11 protein-coding genes are annotated in these 11,945 nt (G+C 71.4%); 8 read left to right on the top strand and 3 right to left on the bottom strand.

Translation table 11 applies throughout. The features are described 5' to 3' along the window. Positions 1-172: 172 nt before the first annotated feature. Positions 173-1,132, top strand: coding sequence for an endonuclease/exonuclease/phosphatase family protein (locus tag AB0J66_RS19470; protein WP_364662164.1), 960 nt, complete (start codon positions 173-175; stop codon positions 1,130-1,132). 12 nt (positions 1,133-1,144) lie between these two features. On the opposite strand, the gene AB0J66_RS19465 is transcribed toward AB0J66_RS19470, so the two are convergent. Further along, positions 1,145-4,498 carry a family 16 glycoside hydrolase gene (locus tag AB0J66_RS19465; RefSeq protein WP_364662161.1) on the bottom strand — a complete coding sequence of 1,118 codons (3,354 nt, stop codon included), beginning with the start codon at positions 4,496-4,498 and terminating at the stop codon, positions 1,145-1,147. Positions 4,499-4,776: 278 nt separating this feature from the next. Between AB0J66_RS19465 and AB0J66_RS19460 the strand changes: the two genes are divergently transcribed. From AB0J66_RS19460 to AB0J66_RS19450, 3 genes are read left to right on the top strand one after another with little or no spacing between them, the layout of a single operon-like run. Continuing rightward, entirely contained in the window at positions 4,777-5,007 is a 231-nt protein-coding gene (locus AB0J66_RS19460; protein ID WP_364662158.1) for a hypothetical protein, read from the top strand. Between the two features lie 22 nt (positions 5,008-5,029). Continuing rightward, a complete protein-coding gene (locus AB0J66_RS19455) occupies positions 5,030-5,851 on the top strand; it encodes an aldo/keto reductase (protein WP_364662155.1) in 822 nt (273 codons plus the stop codon). A gap of 37 nt (positions 5,852-5,888) precedes the next feature. After that, positions 5,889-6,752: a TIGR03620 family F420-dependent LLM class oxidoreductase gene (locus AB0J66_RS19450; protein WP_364662153.1), complete on the top strand. Its 864-nt coding sequence runs from the start codon at positions 5,889-5,891 to the stop codon at positions 6,750-6,752. Positions 6,753-6,787: 35 nt separating this feature from the next. Here AB0J66_RS19450 and AB0J66_RS19445 read toward each other — a convergent pair whose 3' ends face one another. After that, positions 6,788-7,351 (bottom strand): TetR/AcrR family transcriptional regulator, encoded by a 564-nt coding sequence (locus AB0J66_RS19445; RefSeq protein ID WP_364662150.1) that lies wholly within the window; start codon positions 7,349-7,351, stop codon positions 6,788-6,790. A 105-nt stretch (positions 7,352-7,456) separates the two neighbouring features. On the opposite strand from AB0J66_RS19445, the gene AB0J66_RS19440 reads away from it, so the two are divergent. The 4 genes from AB0J66_RS19440 (at position 7,457) to AB0J66_RS19425 (ending at position 10,102) form a co-directional block, all read left to right on the top strand. Continuing rightward, positions 7,457-8,062 (top strand): NmrA family NAD(P)-binding protein, encoded by a 606-nt coding sequence (locus AB0J66_RS19440; protein WP_364662147.1) that lies wholly within the window; start codon positions 7,457-7,459, stop codon positions 8,060-8,062. A gap of 90 nt (positions 8,063-8,152) precedes the next feature. Beyond that, positions 8,153-9,190: an FAD-dependent oxidoreductase gene (locus AB0J66_RS19435; RefSeq protein ID WP_364662144.1), complete on the top strand. Its 1,038-nt coding sequence runs from the start codon at positions 8,153-8,155 to the stop codon at positions 9,188-9,190. Next, positions 9,183-9,608, top strand: a complete 426-nt coding sequence (locus AB0J66_RS19430; RefSeq protein WP_364662141.1) for a PPOX class F420-dependent oxidoreductase — start codon at positions 9,183-9,185, stop codon at positions 9,606-9,608. The genes AB0J66_RS19435 and AB0J66_RS19430 overlap by 8 nt, the downstream gene beginning before the upstream one ends. A 17-nt stretch (positions 9,609-9,625) precedes the next feature. Continuing rightward, entirely contained in the window at positions 9,626-10,102 is a 477-nt protein-coding gene (locus tag AB0J66_RS19425) for a hypothetical protein (RefSeq protein ID WP_364662139.1), read from the top strand. Here AB0J66_RS19425 and AB0J66_RS19420 read toward each other — a convergent pair. Continuing rightward, positions 10,093-11,907: a sensor domain-containing diguanylate cyclase gene (locus tag AB0J66_RS19420; RefSeq protein WP_364662136.1), complete on the bottom strand. Its 1,815-nt coding sequence runs from the start codon at positions 11,905-11,907 to the stop codon at positions 10,093-10,095. The genes AB0J66_RS19425 and AB0J66_RS19420 overlap by 10 nt on opposite strands. Between the last annotated feature and the right edge of the window lie 38 nt (positions 11,908-11,945).

The following is an 11,945-nucleotide window of genomic DNA, read 5'->3' as shown; positions in this document are numbered from 1 at the left end:
ACCTCGCCCGTCAGCTCTATCGGACCCTCGAAAGGCTCCACACCGAGCCGGACGCTTGCCCGCAGGCTGCTTGACAGACATAGAAGAGTCCACCGGCACCACTCCGCCATCGGCGGCCCACCCGCCCACCGCGTTCCCAACCTCTCTGGGCAGAACACCTAGGGTGAGCCGTGTGAAGATCATCGGGTGGGGGCTGGTGGTGCCGGGGCTGGTCTGGGCGGTGGTCCGGGTCAGCGGGTGGACGCCGGGGCCCGCGGTGATCGTGCTGCCCTTCACGCCGTACGCGCTGGTCTGGACCCTGGTTCCGCTCGGGCTGGCGCTCGGCTTCAAACAGTGGCGGGCGGCGGCCGTGGCGGGGCTGACCACGCTGGTGCTGCTCGGGTGTGTCGGGCCGCGGATGGTGGCGGACCGGGACCGGGGGCCGCGCGACGGGATCGCGTTGACGGTGCTCACCGCCAACATGCTCACCGGGCTGGGCGATCCGGACACGATCGTGCGCAAGGTGCGCAGTGAGGATGTCGGTGTGCTGGCCCTGCAGGAGTTCACGGCGGCGGGGCAGGCCGCGCTCAAGTCGGCCGGGCTCGAGGAGCTGCTGCCGTACTCGTCGATCGCCGGGCAGCGGCCGCGGGATCCGTACGGCACCACGGGGTCGGCCGTGTATTCGCGCTATCCGTTGAGTGACAAAGGGTTCCGGCTCAACAACGGCGGGTTCCAGCAGGCGTACGGAACGATTCAGGTGCCGGGCGCCCGGCCGGTCGTCGTCGAGTCGGCGCACCCGGCGTCGCCGTATTCGCTGTCGGTGCTGGGGATCTGGCGGCGGGATCAGGCCGAGCAGCCCGCGCCCGACCCCGACGGCCCGGCGCGGATCCTCCTCGGCGACTTCAACTCGACCCTCGACCATGCCCAACTGCGCACGCTGATCGGCCGCGGCTACCGCGACGCGGCGGCCACGCTCGGCCGGGGCCTGGTTCCGAGCTGGGGCTGGTACGGCAACCGCAGGCTCCCACCCATCACCATCGACCACGTCCTGGTCGACCGCCGCCTCGGCATCAGCGACTACGCCGCCTACGACCTGCCGGGCAGCGACCACCGCATGGTCCTGGCCACGGTGACGCTGCCCGGAGGCGACTGAGACGGGCTGCGGTCAGGCCGGTTCGATCCAGATGTTGCGGTAGCGGACGTTGGCGCCCGGGTCGCCGTGGTCCTGGAGGCGGATGGGCTGGGCGGAGGGGCCTTCGGCGGCCCCGTTGCCGGTGGGGCCGTCGATCTCGATGTTGTTGTGGACGGTTACGCCGTTCCAGACGACGGTTGCGCGGGCGTTCTCGGTCTTCGTGGTGCCGTTCCAGCGGGCGGCGCGGAAGGTGATGTCGTAGGACTGCCAGGTTTCCGGGGCCGTGCCGGCGTTCGAGGAAGCGGCCCGTTTCTGGTAGATGGCGGCGCTGTCGTCGTTGGCCAGGACCGCTTTGCCGTACGTGTCCAGGACCTGCACCTCGTATCGGTCCTGCAGGTAGATGCCGCTGTTGGCGCGCTGCTGGCCGGTCACGTCGGCGGGCAGGTTGGGGAGCCAGAACTCGACGTGGAGCTTGAAGTCGCCGTACGTCTGCTTGGTCCTCAGGTCTCCGCCGAGCACCTCGGCCGAGCCGCCGGAGACCGGCCACGTCGGCGCGCTGCCGTCGGCGTTCCGGAAGGCGCCGAGGGTCCCGCCGTTGAAGAGCGTGACCCGGCTCGGGTTGTTGTGCGTCCAGCGTTGCTGGGCCACGTCGGCCCACTCCCACAGCTGCACCGCCGTGCCGTCCGCGCTCGCGCCGCCGGCCGCGTCGAGCACCTTGCCCGACTGCGGGTTGAGCAGCGACCCGTTGGCCTGGGCCTGCCACACCTGGGCGGCGCTGTTGTTGCACGTCCACAACTGCACCTTCGTGCCGTTGGCGGTGCCGGCGTTGTCGACGTCGAGGCACTTGCCGAGCGCGCGCAAGCTGTCACCCTCGCGGGTCCAGCTCTGCGCGGAGGAGCTGTTGCACGTCCAGAGCTGCACCTTGGCGCCGTCGGTGATGGTCGCGTTGTCCACGTCGAGGCACTTGCCGGCGATGCCGGTGATGGTTCCGGTGCGGGTGCCCGGCGCGGCGGTGGAGCCGACGGTCAGGCTGTCCAGGTTGACGTGCCCGCTGTCCCCGGTGTCGACGCGGTAGGAGACGGTGTTGCCGCCGGCCCGCAACGTCACCGAGTCGGCCACGGTGGCCCACGTGTCCCAGTTGCCGGTGTCGGCCAGGCTGACCTGCTTCACCCGCGTCCCGTTGACGTACAGGCTGATCGTCTTGGTGCCGGCGGCCGGGTTCGGCCCGTTGCTGTAGCGCAGCGAGATCGGGTACGCCCCGGCCGACGGCACGTTGACGGTGAACGTCGTCGCCGCGCCGGCCGCGCTGTGCCCGGCCGAGAAGCCGGATCCCGTGTATCCGGTGTGGTCCGTGGCGACCGACGCGTTGCCGCTGAGCCCCGACCACTCCGCCTCGACCCCGTCCGACTTGAGCGTCGTCCCGTCGGCCAGGCTGTTCAGCGTGTACCAGGCCTCGGTGCTCCACAGCGACTGCCCGGCGGTCGAGGTGAACGGCCGCGGGGAGCGCACGTGCACGACCCGCCCCGGCTTGAGCCCGGAGAGCTTCAGCGTCACCTTGAGCCGGTCGGCCGAGAGCGTGGCCGAGGTGACCGGCAGCGCCTCCTCGTCCACCTTCGGGCCGCCGTAGTCCGGCGTCGGCACGTACCGCCACTGCTCGGCCTTGTAGCGGGCGGCCAGCTGGGCCGCGGTCGCCTCGGAGACCGGTTGCGTGTATTCGAGCTCGAATCCGTCGGCCACGGCGCGCATCGCTTTGATGTCGAAGACGCTGCTTCCGTTGGGCGTGAGCTTCTGCAACCCGTATGTCAGCTTGCCCTCCTGGCCCCAGTTGCCCCCGGCGCCGAGCCCGCCGACGTAGAGCGCCCCGTCCGGGCCCTGGCTCAGCCGCAGCACGCCCATCTCCAGGCCCTGGGTGAGCCGGAAGACCGCGCCCTGGTACTGGCCGTTGACCTTCTCCAGGTACGCCCGCTGCAGACCGCCGTACGTCACGTCGCCGAACAGCATCTGCCCCGAGAACGGCCCCGAGTTGAGCATGACCGGGGTGCTCGGCGAGTTGGCGATCTCGTTCTGCGGCAGCCACAGCACGGGCTGGCTGACCGGCTGCAGGTCGAACGGGCCGTCCGGGTTGGTGTAGTGGCCGAAGAACCGGTCCTGCTTGATCTGCACCAGCTTCGACGCGGGCAGCCAGCCGCCCTGGTTGTCCAGCACGAAGATGTCGCCCTCGGGCCCGAAGTTGAGGCCGTCGGGGGTGCGCAGCCCGCCCGCGATGTACTGCACGGCCCCGGTCGAGCGGTTGATCTTCAGGGTGGTGCCGCGGTTGGGCGAGCCCTGCGGGTCGGTCGTCGCGCCGCCCAGGTTGATCGAGACGGACAGGTTCAGGTAGAAGAACCCGTCCTGGTAGAGCAGGCCGAACGCGAACTCGTGGAAGTTCCCGTCGAACGGCCACGTGGCGACCCGGCGGTACTGGTCGATCGTGCCGTCGCCGTTGGTGTCGTTGAGCTCGGTCAGCTCGTGCTTCTGGGACACGTAGATCTTGCCGTCGACGATCTTCAGACCCATCGGCTCGCGCAGCCCGGTCGCGATCTTCTTGTACGTGACCTGGCTCGGCGACGTGGTGCCGGTGACTCCACTGAGGACGTAGACCTCGCCGGCCACCGTGTCGCTGCCACCCCAGGTGGCGATGGCCAGCCGCCCGTCCGGGAACCAGTCCATCGCGCTCACCTGCGGCTGGAAGCCCGACGGGCGCAGATTCGTCAGCGTGTACCCGGGATGCACGCCGGTCAGCGGCAGCCCGTCACCCGGACTGTCCCCGGCGCCCTCGCACTCCTTGCGGCCGGGCGCGGTCACCCGCACGACCCCGGCGTCCGTGCTCAAGACACTATTCGGGACCAGGCTGTACGCGGTGACGCCCGGCGGCCGCCATTCCAGGGTGAGCTGCTGACCGCCGTCGCGTTCGAAGTAGTCGATGTGCAGCGCGTGGTAGCCCGTCGTCAGGCTGACGCTGCCCTCCTTGGCGGTCGCCCCGTGCGCGCCGTCGTGGTTGATGACGGTCGCCCCGTCGATCAGCAGGCGCGACCCGTCGTCGCTGGTCAGCCGGAACCCGTACGTCCCGGCCGTGGTGATGTTGACGTTGCCGATGACCTCGGACTGGAACCGGTCCTCGAGGCCGAAGTCGGCCGCGGTCGTCCAGTTGACCGTCGTCATCTTCTTGTCGACGTTCGGGGTCTGGCCGGTCTTGAGCGTGCAGATCGTGTCCCGCGACGTCTGCAGGTCGTACGTGCGCAGAGTGACGCCCGGTTCCTGCGGCGGGACGGCCGCGGAGGCGGGCATGGCGGGCAGCAGGCCCGCGAGAGTGGCGACGGCGAGCAGGGCTAATGGTGTCTTTTTCATCGGACCGCCAGACCTCGATGAGCATCGATTTCCGGTCACCGTAGGCCCACTTCTGTCGCCGCGTCCATAACTTTGGCACGTTTATCGAAAAGTCTTGTTTCCTTTTTCGTAATAGGCAGGTGACCTTACGGAAATAGATCGCCGGCGCCATCCTCGAGCGGTGCGCGTCCGCTTGATGACGACAGCGGTGCGGGTGGTTCGGTGACTTCCGCGGCGACGACGGCACGGCCGTCCGCCGGGACATGGAGCTGGCCGGCGGGCTGCCACCAGGGGCCGAGGTGGGCGACACGGTCCCCGCCCGCGACACCGGCAGCCTGACCCAGATCTACCAGCCGGCCGACACCCGGTCCGGGCACAACCCGGCCGGCTTCCTGGCCGGGTTCACCGCCGCCCTCCTGGCCGGCAGCGTCTTCCCGCTCGGCACGAGGCCCCGGTGGCGAAGGCCACGACAGGAGCGGTTTCTTCGCCGCGACGGTGGGCAGTGCAGACTGGGCACCGAAAGGTGTTGATCAAGACGGCAGGAGAACAGAGATGGCTCTGACACAGGACGGGCGGGCCCGGGTGCTCGCCGACGGCACCGAGATCCCGCTGCTCGCGCTGGGTGTGTGGCAGGTGCCGGACGGGCCCGAGTGCGAGCAGGCCGTGCGGTGGGCGCTCGAGGCCGGTTACCGCCACATCGACACCGCGCAGGCGTACGGCAACGAGGCCAGCGTCGGGCGGGCGCTGCGCGACAGCGGGATCGCCCGGGAGGACGTCTACATCACGACGAAGTTCTACCCGGGATCCAAGGACCCGGAGGCCGAGGCGCAGCGCAGCCTCGAGCGGCTCGGGATCGACTCGGTCGACCTCTACATCGTGCACTGGCCGCAGGGCGGGCCGACCTGGGCCTGGGACGGCATGCAGCGGGCCAAGGAGCAGGGCTACGCCCGGTCGATCGGGGTCTCCAACTTCAGCGTGGCCGAGATCGACGAGCTGCTCAAGGTGGCCGACGAGCAGCCGGTCGTCAACCAGGTGCAGTTCAGTCCGTTCGAGTTCCGGCGTGACCTGCTGGAGGGCTGCGAGCAGCGCGGGGTGGCGCTGGAGGCGTACAGCCCGTTGGGCACCGGCAAGCACCTCGGGGACCCGCAGGTGGCCGCGATCGCCGAGCGGCTCGACCGCACCCCGGCCCAGGTGCTGATCCGCTGGGCCGTGCAGCGCGGCCTCATCGTGCTGCCCAAGTCGACCCACCGCGAGCGCATCGAGCAGAACGCGCGGGTCTTCGACTTCGAGCTGACCGAGGGCGACGTGGCCACCCTGGACGGGCTGGACAACACCGGCGGTACGGACGAGGCCCGCGAGCAGCGCTGGTGGTGAGCCGGGCCGGACGCTGACGGGTCGTAGTGTTCAGTTCATGGCACAACGACTCGTCAGCGTCTGGCAACCCTTCTTCCTCGCCTCGGAGAGCCCGCAGGCCGCTCTCGACGCCGCGGCCGAGCTGGAAGGGCTCGGCTACTCGCGGATCTGGTTCTCGGCCGGGTTCGAGAAGACCCTCCCGGCGCGCTTCCGGGAGCTGCTGGACGGCACTTCCCGCATCGGGGTGGCCACCGGCATCGCCACCATCTGGCACACGACGCCGGCCGAGGTGGCCGCCTTCACCGAGGACGCCGAACGGGACCACCCCGGGCGCTTCCTGCTCGGCCTGGGCGCCAGTCACGCCGTACTGGTCGAGGGTGACGGCACCGAATACCGCAAGCCGTACTCCAAGATGGTCGGCTACCTGGACGACCTCGACGCCGCCGGGCTCGCCCCCGAGCGCCGGGTCCTGGCCGCCCTCGGCCCGAAGATGATGGGGCTCGCCCGCGACCGTTCGGCCGGCGCCCACCCGTACTTCACCACCGCCGAGCACACCGCCGAGGCCCGCGCCGCCCTGGGGCCCGGCAAGCTGCTCGCGCCCGAGGTGGCGGTGGTGCTCGAGCCGGACGCCGAGGCCGCACGCGCCATCGCCCGGCAGTACACCAGCGGCTACCTGACGCTGCCGAACTACACCAACAACCTGCGCCGCTTCGGCTGGACCGACGAGGATCTGGCCGGCGGCGGCAGCGACCGCCTGGTCGACGCGGTCATCCCGTGGGGTACGGCATCCCAGGTGGCCGAAGGCCTGGAGAAGCACTACCGCGCCGGCGCCGACGAGGTAGCCATCCAGGTCCTCAACGGCGGCGACACCAAGACCTTCCCGGCCGGGGCCTTCCGCGCCCTCGCCGCCGAACTGATCTGACAACCTCGCCGGCGGCCCGGCGCCGCTCCCCACGCTTACGGGGTGGGGAGCGGCGCCGGGCTGATGCCGGTGATGGTGAGGTGCAGGAGGCGGGTGGCTTCGGGGGCCGGGGTGGGGTGGTGCTCGGTGGCCAGGGCGATGCCGGTGACCAGGTTGAGCAGGTCGGTGATGGTGACGCCGGGGGTCAGGGCGGGGGCGGCCCGGGTGACCAGCGGGGCGCCGGCGGCGGTGAGGCGGGCGGTGGCGCAATGGTCGTGCGGCTCGGACGGGTCGGCGGTGGGGTCGCGGTTGAGGGCCTCGGCCAGGCCGCGCACCGTCGAGGCGAAGGATGTCACGGCGGCCAGCCACTCCAGCAGGGCGGCGCGCGGGTCGGGGTGGCCGGCCAGCTCCTCGGCCCGGGCCGTGAGGGTGTCGATCTGGCCGGTGAAGACGGCCTCGAGCAGGGCGTGCCGGGTGGGGAAGTGCCGCCGCGCGGTGCCCGATCCGACGCCGGCGGTGCGGGCGATCTGTTCCAGGGAGGCGTCGGCGCCCTCGGCCGCGATGGCCTCGGTGGCCACGGACAGCAAGCGGGCGTAGTTGCGGCGGGCGTCGGCGCGCACGGGCCTGACCTCCTCGTTTGCTAAGCGGCGGGGACCGCCATATGTTACTCCCCACGGAAGCGGCGCACCCCGCCGCTTCAAGGGAGGAGCACTATGTCGGTCTTAGTGGTCGGCGCGACCGGGCAGCAGGGCGGCGCGGTCATGCGCGCTCTGAAGGCAAAGGGCTTGGCGGTACGCGCGTTGGTGCGCAAGCCGATCGAGGGCGACCACGTGATCGCGGACCTCAACGACCGCGACTCGCTGGCCGAGGCGGTCCGGGGCGTCACCGCCGTCTTCTCGATGCAGATGCCCTCGTTCAAGGACGGCGCGTTCGACTTCGCCGGCGAGCTCCAGCAGGCCGTCAACCTCATCGAGGCCGCCCGCGCGGCGAACGTCGAGCACTTCGTGCACTCCTCCGTCTCGGGTTCGCGCCGGCTCCCGCCCGACGAGCGCTGGGCGCCGCTGCGGCCGTACTACGCGAGCAAGGCCGGCATCGAGGACCGGGTGCGCGACGGCCGTCGCGACCGCCATCGTCGACCCCGGCCGGTTCACCGAGCTGGAACTGGCCGGCGACTACCTGTCGATGACCGAGATCGCCGCGATCCTGCGGATGACCGCCCCCGACATGACCGCGCAGGAGGCCGTCGCGGCGGGCATGCCCCCGTACGCCGTCCTGTCGATGCAGCTGATGAACGAGGTCGCCCAGCCGGCCCGCCCCGAGTTCGCCCGTGACCTGTGGGCATCCCGCTCACCTCGTTCGAGCAGTGGGTGTCGGCCAAGATCTATGGGAATACCACCGTGACCTTGTAGGTTGGCCCGGTCGTGCGACAGGTGACGGTGGTGGTCATCGGGGGTGGTCAGGCCGGGCTGTCGGCCGCCTACCACCTCAAGCGGCGCGGCGTCGATTTCGTCGTGCTCGACGCGGGGTCGGCGCCGGGTGGGGCGTGGCGGCACCGGTGGGAGTCGCTGCGCATCGCCACCGTCAACGGCATCTTCGATCTGCCCGGGTTCCCCAAGCCGCCGCTCGACCCGGCCGAGCCGAGCCGGGTCGCCGTGCCGCGCTACTTCGCGGAGTTCGAGCGGGCCAGCAAACTTCCGATCCTGCGGCCGGTGCGCGTCACCGCCGTACGGAACGGGCCTGACCGGTCTTTGATCGTCGAGTCGGACGCGGGGCCGTGGCAGGCGCGGGCGATCATCAACGCGACCGGCACCTGGACCAATCCGGTGCGGCCGCACTATCCCGGCCAGGAGACCTTCGCCGGGCGGCAACTGCACACCCAGGAGTACGTATCGGCCGACCGGCTGGCCGGAAGAAGGGTGGCCGTGGTCGGCGGCGGCATCTCGGCCTTGCAGCAGCTCGAGGAGATCTCGCGGGTCGCCACCACGTACTGGTACACGCGCCGCGAGCCGGTGTTCAAGGACGCCGGCGAGTTCGACGGGAGCGGGATCATCGCCAAGGTGGTGGCCGACGTCGAGGCCGGGCGGCCCACCGGCAGCGTCGTCTCGTACACCGATCTGGCCTGGACCCCGTACGCGGTGGCGGCCAGGGAACGCGGCGCGCTGGAGCGCCGGCCGATGTTCACCGCGATCGAGCCGTACGGCGTGCGCGAGGCCGACGGGTCGTTCACCGCGGTCGACGTGATCCTGTGGGCGACCGGCTTCAAGGCCGATCTGGCCCACCTGGAGCCGCTGCACCTGCGCAACGAGAGCGGCGGCATCCGGATGACCGGCACCCAGGTGGCCGGCGATCCCCGCGTGCATCTGATCGGGTTCGGCCCGTCCCAGTCCACGGTCGGCGCCAACCGCGCCGGGCGCGAAGCGGTCAACACCCTTCTGCGAGAGGTGCTCACCCATGTCTGATTTCGACCCCCGTACGCTGCTGGCCGGCAGCCGCCTCGGCGTGCTCGCCACCATCAAGGCCAACGGCCTGCCGCAGCTCTCCCCCGTCACGCCGTACTACGACCGCGAGGCCGAGCAGATCCTCGTGTCGATCACCGACCGCCGGGCCAAGACGGCCAACCTGCGCCGCGACCCGCGGGCCGCGCTGGAGGTCACCAGCGCCGACGGCCGATCGTGGGCCACCGCCGAGGGCGAGGTCGAGCTGATCGGGCCCGGCGCCGACCCGAACGGGCCCGAGGTGGAGGCGCTGGTCGACTACTACCGCCGGGCGGCCGGTGAGCACCCGGACTGGGACGAGTACCGCCAGGTGATGGTCGACGACCGCCGGGTGCTGATGGTTCTCAAGGTCGGCCACGTGTACGGACAGCGCATCGGATAGACGTCTATGATGCCCGGATGTCACACGGGGGAACGCCACGCTCGGTGGAGATCGGCGCCAGTCTGGTCGCGATAGCCGGCCTGTTCGCGACCGGTCAGGTCGCCTACGGCGTGCTCATGAACCTGCAGCAGGACGACTGGAGCTCCGGCGCCCGCGCCGTCTTCCTGGTGCTCAACTCGATCGTGCTGATCTTCGGGATCTTCATCCTGGTGCTGGGCCGCCTCGTTCGCCGAGGAAAGATGTGGGCGTGGATCACCAGCCTGGTCCTGTTGCCGTTCGCGGCCCTGTTCGGGGCCATCATGATGCTCATCGTCGCGGTCGCCGGCAGCATCCCGGTCGCCGGCACCGGCGTGCTGGTCGCCTCGATCGCGGCGATCGTCACGCTGACCGCGCCGCGCTCGGCCCGCGACCACTTCACCCGCAGACGCGTCCCGCCGGCGCCGCTGCACGTCAGCCCGATGCAGGCGTACGGACCGCCGCCGGGTCACCGCTGAGGCGAGGCCGAGCGCCGGACCGCTTTCGCCCGGTACATCGCGGCATCGGCGTCGCGCAGCAGCTGACCGGCGTCGCGGGGTGAGCCGGTGGCCACGCCGACGCTCGCCCCGACCGTGACCTCCTGGGTGGCGGTCACCCAGATCGGATCGCCGACGGCTGCGGTGATGCGGGCGGCCAGCGCCTCGGCCTGATCGCCGCCCGCGCCCGGCAGCAGCACGGCGAACTCGTCGCCGCCGAGCCGGGCGGCCAGCCCGTCGCCGCCGGCCAGGCCCGCGAGCCGGTCGGCCACGGCGGCCAGCACCTGGTCGCCGGCGTGGTGGCCGTACCGGTCGTTGACCGGCTTGAACCCGTCCAGGTCGACCAGCAGCACGCTCACCGTCTCACCGGCCGGCACCTCGCCGAGCCGCTGCTCGAGCAGGCTCCGGTTGGCCAGCCCGGTCAGCGGGTCGTGGGTGGCCCGGTGGCTCAGCTCGTCGTGCAGCCGGCGGGCCTCGGTGACGTCGCGGGCGTTGAAGACGATTCCCTGCACGCTCGGATTGCCGGTCAGGTCGACCCCGACGACCTGCAACCAGCGGTACGACCCGTCGGTGTGCCGCAGCCGCAACTCGGCGTCGGCGTCGGCCCCCCGCTCGGCCGCCAGCCGGGTCACCAGCGACGCCAACAGCGGCCGGTCTTCGGGCCGCACCCGGTCGGCGAGCAGCGTGCCGACCAGTTGGTCGGGGCCGGCGCCCAGGATGCGCCGGGCGGCCGGGGTGGCGAAACGCACCAGCCCGTCGGCCCCGACCACCAGCGTGAGGTCGGACGAGTGCTGCAGGACCGACTGGAACCACTCGCGCAGCCGCTCGTTGTCGGTGAACGCGGCCATCTGCCGGCTCAGCACCAGCACGGTGATCATGACGGCGCCGACCGAGACGCCCCACACCTGGGGCTCGGCGCCGCGGGTGGTCAGCGCGGCCACCAGCAGCAGCTGGACGGCGACAACAGCCACGTACGGCAGGCGGCTGCCACGACGGTTCTCGGCCGGGCCGGCGTCCGGGCCGCGGCGGCGCATCCGCAGCTCCTGCCAGCGCAGCCCCACGGGCATCAGCAGGCACGGCAGCAGCTGCGACAGGTAGATCACGCTGGGGTTGTCGGCGCCGATCAGCAACGTCACGGTGGAGGCGGCGATGGCGGTGCCGGCCACGCCCGTCGTGGCCAGCAGGCCGGGACCCCAGGAGAACGGCGCGGTGCCGCTGAGCAGCAGCTTCAGCAACCCGACGCTGAGCAGCAGCATGACCGCGGAGGTGGCGGCGGCCGCCACCACCTCGGCGTGGTTGCCGTCGGCGAGCACATCGGCCAGCACGAAGTACCACAGGAACACGGCGACCGCGGCCAGCACGGTGATCGCGTCGAGCCACAACCGCAGCCGCTGCCGTCCGGTCCCGCCGAGCGGGTGACACACCATCGCCACGATGGCGATCACCATGCCGAGCACGACGAAGCCGGTCTGCACCACGCTCGGCTGATGCCCGGAGCGATGCAGAACCGCCAAGATCGTCTGGTAGCCGTCGCCGAGCGTGCAGGCGACCCCGGCGCCCAGGACCGCCCACCAGAACCGCCGGGCATGCCTGCGGCCGGCCGTCGCCCGGACCAGCCGCCACGAGAACACGGCGACCGACACGTCCAGGGCCGTCTGCACGGCCCAGGAGACGGTCGCGCCACCCGGCCCGGCCAGGAACCACAGAGCGAGAACGACACCGGCGACGCCGAGCGCGAGCAGGGCGGGATCCGCACGGAACCGCCGAGCCGTACCAGTGACGTCCATAGTCGTGCCCATCGGCCGGGAGCGGCGCGAAGTAAGGA

The organism is Actinoplanes sp. NPDC049598 (assembly GCF_040675435.1).
Lineage (GTDB): Bacteria > Actinomycetota > Actinomycetes > Mycobacteriales > Micromonosporaceae > Actinoplanes.
The sequence above is the reverse complement of the archived record's forward strand: the minus strand, read 5'-3'. Positions and strand labels throughout refer to the sequence as shown.

Excerpts from the sequence above, each read along its gene's own strand:
- AB0J66_RS19465 (WP_364662161.1), bottom strand. The coding sequence starts at position 4,498 with ATGAAAAAGACACCATTAGCCCTGCTCGCCGTCGCCACTCTCGCGGGC.
- AB0J66_RS19425 (WP_364662139.1), top strand. The coding sequence starts at position 9,626 with ATGTCACACGGGGGAACGCCACGCTCGGTGGAGATCGGCGCCAGTCTG.
- AB0J66_RS19430 (WP_364662141.1), top strand. The coding sequence starts at position 9,183 with ATGTCTGATTTCGACCCCCGTACGCTGCTGGCCGGCAGCCGCCTCGGC.
- AB0J66_RS19455 (WP_364662155.1), top strand. The coding sequence starts at position 5,030 with ATGGCTCTGACACAGGACGGGCGGGCCCGGGTGCTCGCCGACGGCACC.
- AB0J66_RS19420 (WP_364662136.1), bottom strand. The coding sequence starts at position 11,907 with ATGGACGTCACTGGTACGGCTCGGCGGTTCCGTGCGGATCCCGCCCTG.
- AB0J66_RS19450 (WP_364662153.1), top strand. The coding sequence starts at position 5,889 with ATGGCACAACGACTCGTCAGCGTCTGGCAACCCTTCTTCCTCGCCTCG.